This window comes from Leptospira kanakyensis, assembly GCF_004769235.1.
Classification (GTDB): domain Bacteria; phylum Spirochaetota; class Leptospiria; order Leptospirales; family Leptospiraceae; genus Leptospira_A; species Leptospira_A kanakyensis.
The window spans coordinates 236,939-255,826 of the sequence record NZ_RQFG01000018.1 but is presented as its reverse complement, the minus strand read 5'-3'; the positions used below and the strand labels follow the sequence as shown (position 1 = coordinate 255,826).

Here is an 18,888-nt window from a genome sequence, read left to right as displayed (position 1 = left end):
ATATAACATTTGCAATAGATTGATAAAACATGTGTTACTTGCTACTTAGAATCAATCAAAATTACTACGAACTCCGTTCATTCAAAGAACAATGATACAGAGTGTTCGGATGTTTAGGGAATTGGTGAATCAAAAACCAATAAATCCTTTATAAAAATTCATTCCGTTATATGAATTGAATTTTAGATTCATTAGAATTTGCTTATACTTTGGAGGAGTTTATGCAACAGAACAACCAAAATCAAGAAACCTCTTTATGGTATCCACCTGGAGGAATCCTTATTTGGATGATTGTACTTGTCGAAGTTCTGACTTTCTGTTTGGGAATCGGTTCGCTTTTGTATGATAAATCAAAAGATCCTAGTGGTTTTTTGATGATGCAATCCCAACTGACTAAAACTTTTGCATTTTGGAATACAATCTTTCTACTCAGCAGTGGATTTTGTATTGCTCTTGCTGTATTTTATAAAACCAAACTGAAATTGAACCATTTCTCTATTCTTTTATCTGCTTCTATTGTATTTGGCTTTGCTTTTCTTTTTCTTAAATTTTATGAGTTTCGAGAAAAATGGAACTTAGGTTTCGATTTGGATGGTAATGTTTTTTTTAGTTATTATTGGTTACTCACTGGATTTCATTACTTACATGTAGTTGTAGGAGTGATCATTCTTTTTATCATATACATCAGTCGCAAAACAATATCGTTCGAAAACTTAGAGGCCGGAGCCGTATTTTGGCATATGTGCGATTTGATTTGGCTTTTACTCTATCCTGCACTCTATTTGATTCAATAGGAGAAAAAATGAAAAGCATCGTAATCACTTATATCATTTTATTATTCATAGTTTATTATTCTTTTTTTGGAATGGGTACAACAATTCCGGGGAATTGGAATTTGATCCTAATGAGTGCGGTCAAATTTCTATTTATATGTTTTGTATTTATGAATCTGAAAGAGGCCCATCCATTTTGGAAGGTTACCTTTCCGATACTGATTGGAATCTATTCTTTTAGTATTTGGATTCTAACTTAAAAATGATCCCAAACGGGAAAGGAATGTGGTTTTTGCGGGATATTGCCTGGGCGGTTTAAGATCACCACATCCATTCCCGCTGCACTTGCTGCCTCCGCCTCTTCTACAATATCTGTAAAAAAACGTATTTGGTTTGGAGAAGATTTTAATTCTTTTGCAATGTTCTCATAACTTTGTTTTTCTCTTTTCCCACCAACGGCAGTATCGTAATAAGAAACAAAATAATTTCTTAAATCACCTAACTCTGAATATTGGTAAATCAAAATTTGGGCTTCAACAGAACCAGAAGAATACACATGATTCTGAATCCCATCTTCCTGTGCTTTTTTTAAAAACTCAGGAACGTCTGGATAGACAGTGCTCTTGATTTCACCCGATTCATAACCTTGTTTCCAGATTTTTCCTTGGACTTCTTTTAAGGGGCCAAATTTTCGATCCTTCTCAATTAAGTATTCAAAATAAGATGGAACAATTTCAGGAGAAAAAGACAAAAGTTCCGATTTCGAATTAGTTTCACCTTTAGAAAAACGAGATACAAACTTTTCTTCTCTCAAAACGATATCCTTCTCAAACTCCAACCGAATTTCTTCCCATTTAACTTCCGTAAACTGATAGTCCTTCAGAAATGTAACAATATGTTTTTTTGCATAAGGAAATAGGATTTGATGGACAAAGGCAATCGGTGCCGTTGTCCCTTCGATATCGAGTAAGTTATGTTTGATCATATTACTGTAGTAATTTTATCCTTCTGTTAACAAACGATTTCGCATTGTTTCTTCATCTTTTTCGTAGTTAAAAAGAATGAGAAACCAAGCCAATGCACAAGGGATCCAAAACAAAATCGATAAGGATAGTGCCAAAGCGCGATCGGTTGTTAAACCTAAAATTACAGCAGACATTGCAGGCCCAAGACCTTTTCCCAAATTGTCTGTCAGGTTATAAAGAGAAAAGATAGCACTTCTTGATTTTGGAGAGTTCACATTGATAAGCACCGCACCTACATTCGGCCCCGTGATGGAGATAAGTATACCAGTGATTATGTTTAGCCCAATAAATAATGCCATATTTCCAACAATGTTAAATGCATATAACAAATACACTGCTGGGAAAATTCCAAATATAATGGAGAAGATGCAGAGTAAAGGTTGGTATTGTTTTTTTATATTATAAAGTAACTGACCAAGAACTCCCCCAAAAAATGATCCAATAAAAATACCTATGGCAGCAAAGGTGATCATACCAGCAGCGACTTCTTTTGAAAACAGATAAGTGTTTTCGTAATAATCTGCTAAAAAAACAAAAAACACACCCCACGGGATACAACCAGGAATGCCTTGTAAAAACACACCTATGTTGGTTTTATTTTCAAAAAGTATTTTAAAGTCTTTGAATGTTATTTTGTGGGAAAGAGTGTTTGCTGCGTCAACTTCTTCTGAACCACCACGTTTTGGTTCTTCACAAAACACTAAATAAATGAGAGCAAAAAGAAAAGAAGGTGCTGACATATAAATGAAGGAAGCCCTCCAGCCATCAATGGGATCAGCTCCACCTAAAATTCCTCCTAACAATTGACCAACACCCACACCAAGGCCAATCATTAGTGAAACATAACCAGTGGCAATAGCTCTTGAATGACTTGAAAAATAATCACCAATCAAACTATAAATCAAAGGAAAAATTCCCCCCAATCCAAATCCACAAAGTGTACGCAAAATCAAAAACTCATTATAGGAAGTAGCGAAACCAGATAAAAAACACGGAATTTCACCAAGTAAAACAGCAGCAATTAACAAACGTTTACGTGAAAAAGCTTGTGAAAGATACCCCATCGATAATGAAACTAAAGCACCTAAAATAAAAAATAACGTAGGGACTTCTGCACCAAATTTCCAATCGATCTCTGCTTGATTTGTAATACCAAGAGAAGCAGCAATATTTTTCATATTCGGTGCAATTAAGTTTTGATCACCAAACAAAAAGAATGTGAGTGCAAGAATTACCCAAAACGCCAAAATTCCTCTAGATCCATGATCTGCGAGTTCGCCGAGGCCAAAGAATCGCAAATAGGTTGTTTCTCGTTTTGTTTGTTTTTGGTTCATGGATTGTTTTTCCTTTCTATTTGTTTTCGATAGACAAAAATAAATGAGAGCGTAAATAAAAATCCAAGAAACCCAACTACAGCAAAAAGGGAAAGATCCCAACTTGTGAGTATAGATCCATTCCAAATTTCTGGATTTGTATTGTTAGAGATAGTTGGAAGTGGTTTTCCACCTGAAAAAGTAAATTCTACGGCTGTACCAAAATCCAACGAACTTAAAACATAAGCACTAAGACCAGGAGGTACGTCTTTATCGAGTTTGGTGACCGATGTCCCTTCACCCGTTTTGATCTCCATATCTTGTGGTTTCACAAAAATAGGGAATTTTCCATTTTCTGACTCAATTAACATACGTTCGGTGAATTTATCAAACTCATTTGGGATGAAATAAGAAATTTGCATTTCAGAAACACCAGGAAGGATGGCGCGATCGAGTATCCTTCCTCCATTTTTTCCTTCAGGAATTCCAAGAGGAATTGCCATCTTACTTCCTGGCTGTTGGATTTGTGCTAAAATTTCTGTAGCTTCTGCTGCAACGGAATATTCTAAAGGGGAAAGAGAAGAATCATAGGATTTAGGAGGTTTACTCGAGTTATCAATCAAAAACAATTTAAAAACACGAAGACCCTTTTTCTCTCGCATAACCTGCATTAAGCTTTTTACAGCCACTTGCTTGCGATCGGCTCCCTTCTCAAACACGGTAACATCCTGAGGAGATGTACGAAACTTAGAAGTTGGCGGAATCATTTTATTATAATTCACACCTTGGTATTGGATTTGTAAGAGGATGGGTGCACCTTCAGGCAATTCTGTTTCGGGAAAACGAAACTTGCCGGATTGTGGACCAATGTCTGCTAAAGGAACCATCGCCCCTTGTAAAGCTAACATTCGAATGGAATCTGCCTTACCAAACCCACCGGTTGTTCCATTTTGAATGGTTCCATAAATGGAAAGTTTTTCCGCATAACTGCTGCTTGAGAGAAAAATGAGAATCAATATTGAAAATAGATGGCTTCGAAACATTTTGATACTTTTTCTCGTTCTTTCGATTCCAATCCAAGTGAAAAAACGGCAGTTTTTAAAAATTTAGAGGCGACAATAGAGGGTACTGGACATAATGTTTTAGATAGGAAAGGAAAGCCCGGCTACATGAAGCAACTGAGCGAAATCGTTCACAATTCCTCAAAAGACGAGAGGGATATACTACTGGAATACCAAAATATCGATGTTTCTAAGTTGGAAACTTTGAAAGTTTTGGGAATCCCCATCGATAATGTCACTACAGACGAAGCCATAGCCAAACTCTTCCGCGTGCTTGAGAAAAAAGAAGGCATGCACCATGTTTTATTTTTAGATCCCATCAAACTCATGAGGATGCGTCCCAAAAAATCACTCCACCGGATTGCCGAAAAAGCAGGAACCATTTTGGTGGAAGGAGCGGGAATTGGTTGGATGACCTCGGGTAGACTCAAAGAACGAGTCACTCCGATTGCTGTCATGATGGATCTCATTCGTTTGGCCGAACTCAAAGAATTCACAGCATTCATCTTTGGAGCCAAAGACGAAATCGTAGAACGAATTTATTTCAACCTGACAAGACACTTTCCAAAAGTAAGAATTGTAGGCAGACATGCAGGCCATTTGGACAGGCAACGTGAGATGCGAGTCAAAGAAGCCATTCGTAAAACTGGCCCGGATATCATTTTCCTTGCAATGGACTTTCCCAACCAAGAAATCTGGATCGAAAACAACACTGGATACTTTGGTAAAGCCGTTGTGATCGGTGTAGGTGGCGCCTTAGATATGTTATCTGGTGCTGATAAAAAGGCGCCTGAATGGTTTAAAGAAAGAGGACTCATTTGGCTTTGGAGGATCATCGCAAGACCATACCGAATCCAAAGGATGTGGGAAACTTTCTATTTCTTTCTACTCGGGATCCGCGAACGATTTCGCAAACATTAATTCAAAATACAAATTTAGAACAAACCAATCTCGGAGGATAGAATGCATCTATCCTCCATTCACCATCTTCTTCCTAATTTCTTAGAATCTATTTTTTAATTTGATCCAATCGGTCAAGAGTTGGTGCTAGCCAATCCTCGAGTAATGGTTCGCGGTCAAGTTTGGCGCGAGCAAAAACCAAATCTTTATTGGAGTTTGCAATTTCACTCACAGAACCAATCTTTCTTGCTGTTTCCATTGCTTTCCAATAGTATTTGAGGGCATTGATGGTATCTTGTTTTTTCTCATACACCGCTCCAATATTATTATAAAGAGCCGTGAGAGTTTCATATACTTCTCTATGGTCTGAGTTTTCTGTATCGATTCGACCTAAACTTTGTTCTTTCAGTTCAAAATCATCCTTTAACTTCAGATAGTTGCCAAGAGCTGCATTGTATTGTCTTGTATAATAGAAGGCATTTCCTTTTCCAAAAAGTAAGGTTGCGTTATTATAAATATCTTCTTCTGGAAGTTCTGCCCAAAAATCCAAACTTTGTGCAAAGTCTCCATGATTGTAATCAATCCAACCTAAGTAGTAATAACATTCTCTGACAATTTTTGGATCTTTAGAGATATCACGATCCAGGGCCGCAAGGAAAGATTCACGAGCCATAAAAAGTCCGTTTCTTCTTTCTTTTTCTTCATAAGAAAGGGTACCAATACTACGTTCTGGATAGATTTTTTTACCAGGGAATTCTCGTATATTGTCTGTTACATTAATTCCAGCAGCTTCTAAAAATTGGATTTTACCTAAGTTAAACGAAATCCTTCCAGGGCTTCCTTCGAGTAAGGTTTCATCCTCATCTCTTTCCCCAAGCCTTTCTCTATAATTTTGATAACGATCATCGGCTTCTCTCAGAAGTTTGACCGCTTCATCATAATTTTCCGTTTGGATATAGTATTCTGCCATAAGCAGAACTGCTAAGTAATGGCGAATGTCATAAGTGGATGCAAGTTCCAATTGTTTGAGGGCACGTGCCGCTTCTTCTTTTTTGAAATAGAACCGAGCTCTTTGGTAATATCCTTCCGCAAATTTGGATCCACCATCTTTGCCATAAGCAATGTTTAAGAGGTATTCTACGTTATCATCAATCTCCATACCCGTGACTTGGTCTTCTGGGTTTATGTTGTATTTGATTCGAACTTCTTCCGAATCTAAATCTATGTAGAAGGATGCAAGTTTTGCCAAAACAAAAAGAGAAAGCTCATCTTCTATATTGAGAGCATTTCGAACCTGTCTATGATGGTTGAGTACATACTGCGGATTTTTATCACGTTTCCACATTTCAATGTAGGTTGATAAAATCCCACCATGACCAATGGCATTTTTAGGATACTTTTCAATGATATCGTTATAGTATTTAACAGCCGTTCCAAACTCTTGTTTGTTGTAAAATATCTTTGCAATCCCTGCAATCGCATCGACGTTATCAGGGTCTCCCCCATCGGTAAACACTCGTTTGAAGTATTCAATAGCCAGATGGTCGTTTTTATATTTTTTGCGATTACTGCCTGGAGGAACTTCGATAAAATCCTTTCTATGGAAGGAGTGAAACGTTCCAAGGGCAATGTATGTATCAATATCATGGACATTGTATTTGAGACGAGAGGCAATATAAGCTCCCGCCTTTAAAACCTTTCTTGGAACTTTATCTTGTGAAGTTAAATAAAAAGTTAGTTCTGGTAAAGGTCTACGTCCAGCAGTTTCCACACCGGCATCATTCCATTCCGTTTTTTTCGCAAAACTAATGTTTGGTACTTCTTTTCTGTTTTCCCAAGCCCTTTTGTGTTCCTTATCTTCTAGTTCATAACCAAAATCAGGTTCCACTTTCCCAAAACATTTTTCGAAGGCTCTTTCATACTGACCGGCTTTGGTATAAGCAATACAGTATTTATTCAAAAACTCTAGGTTATGTGGGAAAATTTCTTCCCCTTTGATAAAATAATTTTCTGCATCGGCGAGGAGTTTTTTCTTCTCTAAAGCATCCGTTTCATAACTGAACTCTTCAATTTTTTCAAGTCCGAGGGCATACTGTGCTTTCGCACGATAAGGAACAATCACATACTTCCAAAGTGTGACAATTCCAAATACAAGGAATACAGCGGCCGCAGAAGACAAAATAGTTCTACGGACTAACTCTCGTTTGCGGGCAGCACCTTCTTTGGTATAAGCATCCCGACTGGCAATGATGGGAACTCCATCAGCGGCAAACTTACCAGTGGAATCACTGAGTTCCACTCGTTCACCCAGAAGACCACTGAGGTAACTAGCAATGTCTTCTGGTTTTTGTTGGGCCTTAATGAGTTCAATGATTTCTTTTTGATTACGAACCGGAATCCTTTGGTTCACAATCGTATCAATGATGGTTCGTCTGAGTTTTGGTGGGTAACGAAGTAATTCTGCTTGGATGACAGCTAACTCTTCATCCGTTAAGTTAGCTTCGAGAGATTCTTCTGGTTCCTCTTCTTTACCAAGAGACATGAGGTCTTCCTCAAATCCCCCTGGCCCGTCAGAACCAAAGTCATCCATCGTGGAAACAGGCATATCATCAATCGATGGTGCCAAATCGTCAAAAGAAGGAGCTCCTAAGTCATCATCCAGACTCGGTGGTTCCATTCCCACACCCAAGTCTCCAAATGGATCATCAAACCCACCACCCATGTCAGCGGGTTCATTATCACGAGAAGGAGTGGACGGACTGTCCATACCACCAAACGGATCATCCCCAAAACTTTCAGTAGCAGCGGGGGTCGAACCCATATCTGCAAAGGGATCGTCTCCAAAAGTATCACCGCCAGAACTTGGAGATGACATATCACCAAACGGATCATCGGCGGAATCTGTATCAGAAGAAGGAGTGTTATCTCCACCTAAATTAGCAAAAGGGTCATCCCCAAAACTTTCAGTAGCAGCGGGAGTGGAACCCATATCTGCAAAGGGATCATCACCGGAAGTAGGAGTATCCGTCCCACCGCCAAAATCAAAATCATCTCCAGAAGGAGCCTCGCCTTCCGATCCACTATCAAAACCAGCAAACAAATCTTCGTCGGTAGTCGGTGGAGTGTCATCCCCACCTAAATTAGCAAAAGGATCATCACCAATGACTGGCGCTGGTTTGTCTTCGATGGGAGCTTCATCGATCGCGTCTAAATTGCCAAAGGGATCATCACCGAAAGTTTCAGTAGCAGCGGGAGTGGAACCCATATCTGCAAAAGGGTCTGCCTCTTCCGTAGTTCCTGCATCGGAAGCAAAGGGATCCGCATCGTCTGCAGCCGTCGGTGCATCAAAGTCAAAATCATCTGTGGCGGCAGGAGCCGGAGTGGGTCTCGGGCCGTCTTCACCGAGGAGTTCATCTAAATCAATTCCATCGTCTTCTTCGGCTTCACGGTTGGGGAGTTTGGGAGGACCAAAATCATCATCCTCATCGAGTCCGGTAAAAGGGTCTCCGGCGTTGGAATCTCCTGCCCCTTCATTATCAAAATCGTCAAAGGCAGAGCCCGAATCTTCTTCGGTATCGGTTTCTGGTTCCGCAGGTGCGATGGGATTCGTATATCCCAGTTTCTCACGTAAAACCTTCGCCATCGGATTCAATTCTTCCGATGAGAGCGGATTTTTATTGAGAGCCGAAAACATCGTCTCGATTTGTGTAATTTCTTCCGGACTCAATTTGTCTATCGGCTCAGCCATTTAAGGGTCTATTCCTAATGAATTATCGGCCCATTCTCAAAATGACAGAATATTTTTTTTATTATGTCAGATGGTTCCTTTGGAAAAAAACCTTTCACTCCCTTTTTTCAATTCTGCCGAAAATTATCTAGAAGGAACCCTTTACGACCAAACCTATGATGAAATCGAAATCCATCCGTATTGCCCTATTTTTACTCTTTTTCACAGGAATCGGAATCTTTGCAGAGGACGGAATGGACTGGATTGGAAGTTTTTCTTCAAAAGAACTAGAGATGTCCGATGAAACGGAAAATCAGGATACAGTTTATTACCTCTGGCAACTGGAAAGTCTCAAAAAAAATATCGCTCCACGTTACATTCGTTATCTAGACGTAGAGTCTTATGTTTCTTCTGGCAAACTCATTCACAGAGGAATTTTATTTACCTACAACGGCCTCAGAGAGGAAGCCGTAGAAATCTGCGGAAGTTTTAACAATTGGGAATGTTCCGATATGAAACGGAACCAATACGGTATCTATTATACAGTAATCGAACCCACTCAAATCACTGATACTTATGAAGAAGATCCTGTTTACGAATACAAATTCCGAGTGAATGGACTTCTCACCTATGACCCAGAAAACTTTGATAAGTTGGAAGATGGTTCTGGTTCCTACTACTCCCGTTTCATCTTAGAGAACAAAGACACGGACCGCCAAACCAAAACCATGGTTCTCGAAGATTCTGCCAACGAAGAACGGGACTTACGAACGGTTAAATTCCAAATTTACTTACCCGAGGCAGAAGTGGTTCGAGTGGTGGGAAGTTTTAATGATTGGAACCCAGAACATGATTTCCTTAAAAAAGACAGAAAGGGAGTGTTCACTCTCGAAAAGAAATTATTACCTGGGGAATACCATTACCAATTCATTGTGGATGGAGAGTATATGTTAGATACTTACAATCCAGCAACAAACATCAAAGTGGATACAAATGAATCGGTTTCATCGTTACTCGTTCCGGAAAGAAATTACGCGTTAGAACGTAAGATGTAATCTTCTTTAAACATCTAGGTAACTTTCAATACAGATTCGGAATCAAAATTTAACAACAGATTCCGTTTTAAAAAAGAATTAGGATATTTTATTGTTCGAGAGTGGCCGTCATGGAACCTTTCGAAGAACCCATTCTAGGATCAGGGCCATAGTTTAAGATCCGTTCGTGGACAAACTCTGCATGTTCCAATTCTCCAGAAAAGACGATGGTTTTTTTTCTGGTATCTACTTCGACTGCATGTTGGAAGGCTTTTTCCCAAGGCATTTGGCATACGTCCATTAACATCTCAATGACATATTCATAAGTATGAAAGTCATCATCCCAAAGGACAACCTTCCAAGGCCCGTCACTACGACGCGGCCTCACTTCGGTTTCTTCTAAGATGGATGGTTGGGAAGCTCCGGCACCGGTCATAACCGAAACCAAAACCTTATTTTTTCTTTTTGGAAATTGCGATTTCTACGTGGGAAACAACGTCTTTTGCACGGAGACCAAAGTAATCCAGTAGACCACTCCAAGTTCCTGATTTTCCGAATGTATCTTTCATTCCGACTTTGATGACAGGAACTGGATACTCTTCCGAAAGAAGTTCTGAAACTGCAGAACCAAGACCACCAATCACATTGTGTTCTTCACAAGTCACAACGGCACCGCATTCTTTTGCTTTGGCGATGATGGCATCTTTGTCCAAAGGTTTGATGGTAGCCATATTGAGAAGGCTTGCGTTAATTCCTTTTTCTTTGAGTAGTCCCACAGCGATCATAGCTTCGTTGACCATTACACCATTGGCAATGATACAAACATCTTTTCCTTCAGAAATGACTTCTGCTTTTCCAATTTGGAATTTGTAATTTTCTCTTTCGATGACAGGAATGGCAGGACGACCCACCCTTACGTACACCGGGCCTTTATAATCAGCGATAGCGTGAATGACTTGTTTGGTTTCGTTGAAATCAGAAGGACAAATCACAGTCATTTCTGGAATGACTCGCATGATGGCGAAGTCTTCAATACATTGGTGAGAAGCACCGTCTTCTCCCACAGTGATTCCACCATGAGAGGCAACGAGTTTTACGTTTACTTTTGGGTAAACCACACTGTTACGCACCACTTCCCAAGCTCTGCCAGATAAAAACATAGCAAAACTAGAAGCAAAAGGCACAAAACCAGAAAGAGCAAGACCTGCCGCATGACCAACTAAGTTTTGTTCAGCGACACCAACATTAAAAAAACGTTCAGGATATTTTTTCTTAAAATCCGCAGTTTTAGTGGAACCAGAAAGATCCGCATCTAAAACCACGACATCTTGTCTAGATGCACCTAACTCAACTAAGGCTTCGCCGTAGGCATCTCTCGTTGCTTTTTTGTCTGCAGTGGATTGGCTAGGTGCTCCCATGATTTATCCTTTTTTTAAAGCTTCTGCTTTATCAGTTTTTTCCCAGGTAAATGTGCTACCTGTTCTACCAAAGTGACCATAAGCCGCAGTTTCTTGGTATTTTCTTCCTTTTCCAAGAAGATCAAGGCCATCCACAATTCCTTTTGGAGTGAGTTTGAAATTTGCAAGAACTCGTTTTGCGATTTCTTCATCAGAAATGGTTCCTGTTCCAAAAGTATCTACAAGAACAGATACTGGTTCCGCAACACCAATTGCGTATGCAAGTTGTACTTCACATTTGTGTGCAAGTCCTGCTGCCACTACGTTTTTTGCAATATAACGGCCGATATATGCTGCAGAACGGTCAACTTTAGATGGATCTTTTCCAGAGAAAGCTCCACCACCATGACGACCCATTCCACCGTAAGTATCTACAATGATCTTACGTCCTGTAAGACCTGTATCACCGTGTGGCCCACCAATTTCAAATTTACCAGTAGGGTTAATGAAATAACGAGTGTTTGTAAGAAGTTCTTTAGGAATGATTTTTTTGATACATTCTTCGATGACTGCTTCTTCGATTTGTTTGTGAGTCACACCTGGTTTGTGTTGCGTAGAGATTACAACAGTATCCACTCTTTTTGGTTTTCCGTCTTCGTATTGGATGGTGACTTGCGATTTTGCATCAGGACGTAACCAGTCAATTTTCCCTGTGTGACGAAGGTCAGATAGGTTTTCCAAAAGTTTGTGTGAGTAATAAAGAGGAGCAGGCATTAGTTCTGGAGTTTCTGCGATGGCAAAACCAAACATAAGACCTTGGTCTCCGGCTCCTTGTTCTGTATGGAGTCCTTCTCCTTCATTTACCCCTTGGGCAATGTCTGGAGACTGAGCATGAACGTGGGAAGAAACCACTGCGAAATCTGCATCGAAATACATATTGATATCGTTATAACCAATTTTTCGAATTACATCGCGGGCCACTTCTTGTGTGTCCACTTTTCCTTTACTTGTGATCTCACCGGCAATCACAACAAGGTTTGTTGTTACCAGAGTTTCACAAGCAACACGGGATTTTGGATCTTGGGCTAAATATGCATCGAGAATGGCATCGGAAATTTGGTCACAGACTTTGTCTGGGTGTCCTTCAGATACGGACTCGGAAGTGAAGATATAGTTTTTGAGAGATGACATTTTTTTACCTTACTTGGTTAAAATTTAGAGTTTAGGTGGTACGTCAATAGAATTGTCAGGGAAACGTTCCCGCACATAGGATTCCAGGTTTTCCGCATTTTTCCCCATGGCAATTTCCAATTTTTTGGCATATTCATCCATTTGGCTCTCCGAAAGACCTTTCGGAACAAAAAACGGTTCCCCGTATTGAATGAAAAGACGAGCTCCAAATTTAGGGAAAAAATGCCTGTCCCAACTTTTGAAAGTGTAAGCCCTGTCATAACAAGAATGCAAATATAGGATGGGAAAACCAGTGAGAGAAGCAGTCACAATGACACCTGGTTTTACTTCACGCCTCGGGCCTTTTGGGCCATCCACAGTAAAAATAGGCACTGCCCCTTGTTTCATTTCTTTGAGGATATTACGAAAGGCACCTGTTCCCCCTCTCGTGGAAGAACCTCGCACAGAACGTAAGTTAGAGCGAGCAAAGGTTTGGTGGATGATTTCACCATCTTTGGATTGGGACACAAGAGCGACCATATCCGCTTTTTTCTTTCGTTTTAAATACTGAGTGGCATGCCGGTAAAGAGAAAGAGTTGTTTCATGAAAAACAGCAATGATATATCCAGAACCTTTTTCAATGGCATTAGCACTTGCGTCCGGAATGATAAACTTTTGGTTTCGAATGAATAGATACCAAACTCTTACGATGAAGTGAACCACCCAACTCAGGATGATGTATTTGGTTTTGGAATAGGGTTTTTGTTTGTTGTCTGGAATCAAAAAGAATGGTCCTTACCGATCTCCCAAAGGACATCGTTTTCATATACTTTCACTTGTGGAGGTAATCCTTTTTCTGGTTTGTCGTGTAACAGAGAATGGATCATGGATTTGGCAACGTATTCACCAGGAATGGGTTTGAATTTTTTAAGTCCCAGAAGTCCAAAAGGAATGAGATTTCCGAGGAATTCACCTACCTTCTCGCCCAATCGTACTTCTTCTCTTTCGCCAATGAGAAGGGAAGGTCTAAAAATTCCAAGGAAGGGAAATTGTAAGTTACGAAGTTCCGTTTCAATTTCGCCTTTCACTCGGTTGTAAAATATAGAAGAATTGGCATCAGATCCCATGGCGGTAATGATATAAAATCCAGGAACATTTTTTGATTTGGCTTGTTTGGCCGCAAGGAGTGGATATTCGTAATCGATTTCTTTGAATTTTTCCTGGCTTCCTGCTTTGTTAATGGTAGTTCCAAGACAACAAAATACAGCATCCAAACCATCAGGAAGGGAAACTTTTCCTGCCTGAAAATCTTCCCAGTTTACTTGGATGACTTCAATGGGGACATTGGGATTGGAAGCAGACTTGGAACTTCTGGCCCAAACAATTACCTTTTTGATTTGGGGATAAAAAACAAGAGACAGTAACACTTGTTTACCGATAAGTCCGGTTCCACCAAGGAGTAGTATTTTCATTTGATCTCCAAACTACGAGCAAGCATAGAATCCGTAAGATTTAGTTTTTCTTGGAATTGGATTCCTGCGATATAATAAATTACATTTTTGATTTTGGAGGTTTGGGTCCACATAACAGTTCCTTCAAAGAACATACGTTTGGTGCCCTTTGCCCAAACAATACTTCCCAAAACCTGGGACTCAATTTCATCGCTGAGTAAGTCGTCCTCACCCAAAAAACAAAGGCCTTCTTCTGAAATATTCCCTAACTTTCCAAATAAGGTGATCCCTTCCAAATCCAGTTGCACCTCAAATTCAGAAAAGTCACCGGGAGATATTCTTGGTAGCCTTCGCTCACTTTCCATAGCAACAAGCTATAAGGATTCCTAATATTGGAAACGAAAAAAGCAAATTAGAACTGAAAGTAAATGAACGGAACGGAGTTTTCTGGTGTAGCTAAATTTAAGACAAGAAAGAGAATGGGATAGAGGGCAAATTCCAAACTGGCGGGGATTTGTTTGCCTTTTCCCTTTTCAAAGATAAAATAACCGATGATATGGCCTAAATAGAGGAAAAATAGAATCCAAAGGAAGTCTTTCCACATATAAGGCCGGATTTGTCCCGCTTGGAATGTAAAAATTCCCCGGATGTGAATCCAAGCATTTTCCCAAGTGAGAGAACGAAAGAAAACAGCACCCAAAAAGAAAATGGAACTATTGAGGAGATTCTGAAAGAGCCAAAGAGGAGCCGCATACCAATGTTTGGTTTCCGTTTCGTTCTTTTGGTCAGGAAACCATTCTTTCCAAACCTCTTCTAAAAAATAAAAAAATCCGTTGAGACTTCCCCAAAACACAAAAGTCCACTGTGCTCCGTGCCAAACCCCACTCACAAACATGGTGAACCAAAGATTGAATTTTCGTCTGACGGATGTTACGCGGCTTCCACCCATAGGAATATAAATATAATCTCGTAACCAAGAATTTAAGGTCATGTGCCAACGGCGCCAAAAACCAGAAACAGAAGTGGCAAGGAATGGTAAGTTGAAGTTTGTCGGAAGTTTATAACCAAGTAACATGGCACTTCCAATGGCCATATCCGAATACCCGCTAAAATCCAAATACACTTGAATTCCACCGAGCGCTGCGGCAATTAACAAAGCGTAGGCGTGGTGGCCAGATGGGTCGGCATAAATTGTGTCAATGGTCGGAGCGACCATATCAGACAAAACTGCTTTCTTAAAATAACCCAACATAAAAAATCGAATCGACACTCGAAACTCGATATCTTCCAGTTTTTTTGGCGTATAGAGTTGTGGCATAAAGGTTCTTGCCGTAACAATGGGGCCTGCAACCAGTTGAGGGAAAAAACTCACGAACAAAGCAAAACGAATAAAATCTTTTTCGGCCGGAATTTCCTTGCGATACACATCAATGGTATAAGACAAAGACTGAAAGGTAAAAAAGGAGATCCCTGCAGGAAGAATAATTTTAAGAACAGGTAAGGCATCTGCACCAAACAAAGGATTGGTGACCGTATTGATAGAGGTGACAAGAAAGTTGTAATATTTGAAAAAACCCAAAATAAACACTAGGTTTGTAATCAAACTAAAAAGTAAGAGATAGTATCTTACCTTTTCCCTAGTTTCTCCGCTTAGTTTGAGTCCTACATAATAATCGATGGCAGTGGAAAGTAGGATGAGAGCACCAAAACGATAATCCCAAGACATGTAAAAGAAATAACTACTAATGAGTAGGAAGATATGTAGGATTCGTGTTTCCCTAGATTGATTCGAAAAAATGGTAGGGAATACGTACCAAACCGTAAAAAAAACAAAGAGAAAGAAGACAAAGTATTCAAAATCGGAAAAGATCAATGGGAGATGCCTTCTATTCAGACCAGATTCTTCGAAAAAATGACCATGTCAATCATTTCGGCTTGCAGATGATTCGTGAATCACATAGGATTGGTCTTTAGTTTTTTGTTCAGAACTAAGAGGTAAAAAATGAAAAAAATATTAAAAGCCGCTCTTGTGGGACTTTTGTCCATTGGTTTATTCGCAAATTGCTTTGGAAAATTTGGAGTTACGAAAGCCGTTTACTCTTTCAATGGAAACATTCAAATTGGAACTGGAAAAGTTGCAGGTTTCTTTCGTTCTCTTTTAATGCTCTTTCCAATTTCCATTGCATATTACGTTGGAGGAATTCTGGATGTTCTCGTTTTCAACCTAATTGAATTCTGGACTGATAAAAATCCAATTGCAATGGCTGAGTATGACTTTGATGGAAAACTAGTCAAAGAATACAGCCAAGATGGTCAAACCATCACCCTTACTTATACTGAATGGGGAAAGGTTTTGAAAATGGAAGCTCCTACACAAAAAGGAATGGAAGCTGTTTACTTCTTAAAAGACAAACCAGAAAAAGCATTCCGTTTAGTGAATGGAAAGTATGTAGAAATCCTACAAGTGAGTGGGCCAATCCTCCCTCCACTTTCTGCAAAACACATCTAAACCGCAACATTGCCCCTAATTTTAGGGGCAATCTCTGACCGATACTTACTTTATGAACCGCGTGTATTTTCTTTCCTTCCTGTTAGTCCTTTCTTTCGGATGCCAAACTCCGCAACAGGTATTCACTCCGTCCTTTCCGACTCACACAGAACAAATTAATCTCAACCACATTCGTATGATTACAAAATCGGAAGCCACCCATTCAGAAACCAAAGAAGAAAAAAAAACTTTGGCCAGGGAACCAGGGGTGAGTGTGGAGTATTCGGAAAACAAAATTCCTTTCATCCAACTCGATTTATTTTTTGAAGATGCAGGGATTAGTATCATAGAAGAAATCATTGCGGGAACGATCTTAGAACATCATATCATCGTAATCAACCAAAAGGGTGAAGTGATCGCCAAACAACCAGTAAACTTTCAAGCCTATGAAATTTTGGAAACAAAAACAGAAGTAATGCGAAACAAAGTAATCGTTGGGGAATCGAAAAAACCGGTGAAAGTGAATAGTACAACCCCCGAAACCAAAATCTCACGTGAAGCCATTGAAAGACAATATACGGATAGAGATACAGTTCCCCAAGTTTTAGAAATCCAAGAGGGAAAAGTTCCGAACCCCGGTGAGTACATAAGCATTTATTTGGAACTCACGTATGTGAACCCGCAACTTGCTCCCAATTGTGAATCATACGGAGGAAATTGTAACGGCCCCAATCAATATTTTTTTGAAGATGTCACAAGACGAAACCGCAGGGAATTGGATATTTTACGAAACCGTTATGTGGAAGGGGAAGTGGCGCAGTTTCCCAACCTAACCAAGGAAGAACAATCGGATTTCAAAACCAATATCAAAAACAAAATTGATTCGAATAACGGTGTTTATGGACCCAAACATGCATTTTCAAAATACTATTTTAGAGAATGGAACTTGGTTTCTTCTCCTAGATATTTCCGAATTTTATCCGTGATTAAAAATGGAAAACCGTCCCTACAAGAAGATCGAACTGAGGAAAGAAAACTCACAGAAGAATCGGGAGAAAATTCCAAATCAAACCAGAACGACAGCCATTCCATATTTGATTCACCCACTCATTCAAAACATAAAAAAAGAACAATCCCCACACCATAAACCAAAACACGGGTGAAGGGATTTCCAACACCCGTAAAGATCTTAAAATTTCCTTAAGCCGCTTTTGGTTCTTTTTTGCGAACACTATCAAACCGGACTGTGGAAGCAGTCACTTTGATTTTGGATCTATTTTCACCTTCAGGGCTTTTCCATCGGTTTTGTTTGAGATTGCCCATGATCGTCACCTTACTTCCCTTTTGTAGATATTCGACACAGTTCTCTCCTAATTTTTCCCAAGCCTCCACTTCAAAGTAAGACACGTCGTCTTTGTCTTTACCTTCTTGGTTGCCTGCCGTGTGATTGACAGCAACTGTAAAAACGGCAAGAGACTTTCCTCCTGCAATGTTTCTTTCTTCTGGGTCGGAAGTTAAATTCCCGTCTAGAATGACATACGATAGATTTTTCATTTGAGTATCCTTGAACCAATTTTCTGGGTCATAAAAGACCGGTTGGTTTTGATAACGGTTGGTTTCAAAAAAAAGAGATTTCCAAACAATTTTATGAAACGGGGATCGCAAAAAGAACATTTGGGATAGACAACCCACAAGATCCAAACAGGATTTCGTTTGTGGGACTTCCCGATTCAGAAATACTTCACCTTTTAACGGCAATTAGCCGTGAATTGGTATGTCTACATGAACCAGACGGAACTTATATTTATGTAAGTCCCAATTCAGAAAAAATCATTGGTTACAAATCCGAAGAACTGATTGGAAAAAATCCTTACGACTACTTTCACCCTGACGAAAAAAGACTCATCGACGAAAGGTCTCACCAACCGATCCTCCGTGGAGAAACGAACATCCACACAACTTTTCGTTTTTTACACAAAGATGGAAACTACATTTGGTTACAGTCTGACAATCGTTTGACCATCCATCCCACAACAGGAAAAAAATACATCCACACTTCTTCCCGGGACATTTCTGAAAAAATAGATACAGAAGCAAACTTAGAACTTGCGGAACGTAGATTCAAAACTATGTTTCACGATTCACCCATTGGTCTTGTACAAACTAGTAAAAATGGGTTTATCGATGAAGCAAACGAAGCATTCGCCAACTTTTTAGGTTATAAAGTTTTTGAAATCATTGGAAAACATTTTTCGGAAATCAGCTCTGTAGATGAACTGGAAGAAAATTTAAAACTCCGAGATGAAGTCCAAAAAGGAATCATCGACAACTATTCGATAGAAAAACAATACATCCAAAAATCAGGGAATAAAGTTTGGGCACATATCACTGTGACCGTACTTCGTAATGATAAAGGCCATCCCATCCACTATTTGGCCCAAATCATAGACATTGACGAAAGGAAAAAAAAGGAAACACAACTTCTGGAAAACCTGGAAAATCTCAAAGGATCAGCAGACCATTTGAACCAAATATTGGATTTAATTCAA

General features: G+C 39.6%; 18 protein-coding genes and 1 pseudogene. 7 read left to right on the top strand and 12 right to left on the bottom strand.

What is annotated here, in order from left to right; translation table 11 throughout:
* Nucleotides 1-221: 221 nt before the first annotated feature.
* Nucleotides 222-794, top strand: a complete 573-nt coding sequence (locus EHQ16_RS13650) for a cytochrome c oxidase subunit 3 (protein WP_135633574.1) — start codon at nt 222-224, stop codon at nt 792-794.
* Between the two features lie 8 nt (nt 795-802).
* A complete protein-coding gene (locus EHQ16_RS13645) occupies nt 803-1,033 on the top strand; it encodes a prokaryotic cytochrome C oxidase subunit IV (RefSeq protein ID WP_135633576.1) in 231 nt (76 codons plus the stop codon).
* Here the strand turns inward: EHQ16_RS13645 and mtnC are convergent.
* Genes mtnC through EHQ16_RS13630 form a run of 3 tightly spaced genes read right to left on the bottom strand, consistent with a single transcriptional unit; the run spans nt 1,030 to nt 4,154 of the window.
* Nucleotides 1,030-1,758 (bottom strand): acireductone synthase, encoded by a 729-nt coding sequence (gene mtnC / locus EHQ16_RS13640; RefSeq protein ID WP_135633578.1) that lies wholly within the window; start codon nt 1,756-1,758, stop codon nt 1,030-1,032. The genes EHQ16_RS13645 and mtnC overlap by 4 nt on opposite strands.
* A 15-nt stretch (nt 1,759-1,773) precedes the next feature.
* A complete protein-coding gene (locus EHQ16_RS13635; RefSeq protein WP_135633579.1) occupies nt 1,774-3,132 on the bottom strand; it encodes an MFS transporter in 1,359 nt (452 codons plus the stop codon).
* Nucleotides 3,129-4,154 (bottom strand): hypothetical protein, encoded by a 1,026-nt coding sequence (locus tag EHQ16_RS13630; RefSeq protein ID WP_135633580.1) that lies wholly within the window; start codon nt 4,152-4,154, stop codon nt 3,129-3,131. The genes EHQ16_RS13635 and EHQ16_RS13630 overlap by 4 nt, the downstream gene beginning before the upstream one ends.
* Nucleotides 4,155-4,280: 126 nt before the next feature.
* On the opposite strand from EHQ16_RS13630, the gene EHQ16_RS13625 reads away from it, so the two are divergent.
* The gene (locus tag EHQ16_RS13625) at nt 4,281-5,093 is read left to right on the top strand and encodes a WecB/TagA/CpsF family glycosyltransferase (RefSeq protein ID WP_135633581.1); all 813 of its coding nucleotides are present in this window, start codon (nt 4,281-4,283) and stop codon (nt 5,091-5,093) included.
* A gap of 88 nt (nt 5,094-5,181) precedes the next feature.
* Here EHQ16_RS13625 and EHQ16_RS13620 read toward each other — a convergent pair whose 3' ends face one another.
* A complete protein-coding gene (locus tag EHQ16_RS13620) occupies nt 5,182-8,820 on the bottom strand; it encodes a tetratricopeptide repeat protein (protein ID WP_135633582.1) in 3,639 nt (1,212 codons plus the stop codon).
* Between the two features lie 155 nt (nt 8,821-8,975).
* Here EHQ16_RS13620 and EHQ16_RS13615 point away from each other — a divergent pair, with 155 nt between their 5' ends.
* Nucleotides 8,976-9,854: a glycogen-binding domain-containing protein gene (locus tag EHQ16_RS13615; RefSeq protein WP_244242086.1), complete on the top strand. Its 879-nt coding sequence runs from the start codon at nt 8,976-8,978 to the stop codon at nt 9,852-9,854.
* 88 nt (nt 9,855-9,942) lie between these two features.
* Here the strand turns inward: EHQ16_RS13615 and EHQ16_RS13610 are convergent, their stop codons facing one another.
* From EHQ16_RS13610 to EHQ16_RS13580, 7 genes are read right to left on the bottom strand one after another with little or no spacing between them, the layout of a single operon-like run.
* On the bottom strand, nt 9,943-10,269 hold the full coding sequence (locus EHQ16_RS13610; protein WP_135633652.1) for an ATP-dependent Clp protease adaptor ClpS: 327 nt from the start codon (nt 10,267-10,269) through the stop codon (nt 9,943-9,945).
* A 16-nt stretch (nt 10,270-10,285) separates the two neighbouring features.
* Entirely contained in the window at nt 10,286-11,251 is a 966-nt protein-coding gene (locus EHQ16_RS13605) for a transketolase family protein (RefSeq protein WP_135633583.1), read from the bottom strand.
* A 3-nt stretch (nt 11,252-11,254) separates the two neighbouring features.
* Nucleotides 11,255-12,421: a methionine adenosyltransferase gene (gene metK, locus EHQ16_RS13600; RefSeq protein WP_135583021.1), complete on the bottom strand. Its 1,167-nt coding sequence runs from the start codon at nt 12,419-12,421 to the stop codon at nt 11,255-11,257.
* 24 nt (nt 12,422-12,445) lie between these two features.
* Nucleotides 12,446-13,183, bottom strand: coding sequence for a lysophospholipid acyltransferase family protein (locus tag EHQ16_RS13595; protein ID WP_135633585.1), 738 nt, complete (start codon nt 13,181-13,183; stop codon nt 12,446-12,448).
* The gene (locus EHQ16_RS13590; protein ID WP_135633587.1) at nt 13,180-13,872 is read right to left on the bottom strand and encodes an NAD-dependent epimerase/dehydratase family protein; all 693 of its coding nucleotides are present in this window, start codon (nt 13,870-13,872) and stop codon (nt 13,180-13,182) included. The genes EHQ16_RS13595 and EHQ16_RS13590 overlap by 4 nt, the downstream gene beginning before the upstream one ends.
* Nucleotides 13,869-14,216, bottom strand: coding sequence for a PilZ domain-containing protein (locus tag EHQ16_RS13585; RefSeq protein ID WP_135633589.1), 348 nt, complete (start codon nt 14,214-14,216; stop codon nt 13,869-13,871). The genes EHQ16_RS13590 and EHQ16_RS13585 overlap by 4 nt, the downstream gene beginning before the upstream one ends.
* A 47-nt stretch (nt 14,217-14,263) precedes the next feature.
* The gene (locus EHQ16_RS13580; RefSeq protein WP_135633591.1) at nt 14,264-15,724 is read right to left on the bottom strand and encodes an MBOAT family O-acyltransferase; all 1,461 of its coding nucleotides are present in this window, start codon (nt 15,722-15,724) and stop codon (nt 14,264-14,266) included.
* A gap of 129 nt (nt 15,725-15,853) precedes the next feature.
* On the opposite strand from EHQ16_RS13580, the gene EHQ16_RS13575 reads away from it, so the two are divergent.
* Together EHQ16_RS13575 and EHQ16_RS13570 are read left to right on the top strand one after the other, a co-directional pair.
* The gene (locus tag EHQ16_RS13575; RefSeq protein WP_135633593.1) at nt 15,854-16,360 is read left to right on the top strand and encodes a DUF3332 family protein; all 507 of its coding nucleotides are present in this window, start codon (nt 15,854-15,856) and stop codon (nt 16,358-16,360) included.
* Between the two features lie 52 nt (nt 16,361-16,412).
* The gene (locus EHQ16_RS13570) at nt 16,413-17,486 is read left to right on the top strand and encodes a hypothetical protein (RefSeq protein ID WP_135633596.1); all 1,074 of its coding nucleotides are present in this window, start codon (nt 16,413-16,415) and stop codon (nt 17,484-17,486) included.
* Nucleotides 17,487-17,539: 53 nt separating this feature from the next.
* Here EHQ16_RS13570 and EHQ16_RS13565 read toward each other — a convergent pair whose 3' ends face one another.
* Complete coding sequence (locus EHQ16_RS13565; RefSeq protein WP_135633599.1) at nt 17,540-17,893, bottom strand: single-stranded DNA-binding protein; 354 nt, start codon at nt 17,891-17,893, stop codon at nt 17,540-17,542.
* Between the two features lie 161 nt (nt 17,894-18,054).
* Here EHQ16_RS13565 and EHQ16_RS13560 point away from each other — a divergent pair.
* Nucleotides 18,055-18,847: pseudogene (locus EHQ16_RS13560) on the top strand (PAS domain-containing protein); the annotation flags it as partial.
* Nucleotides 18,848-18,888 lie beyond the last annotated feature (41 nt).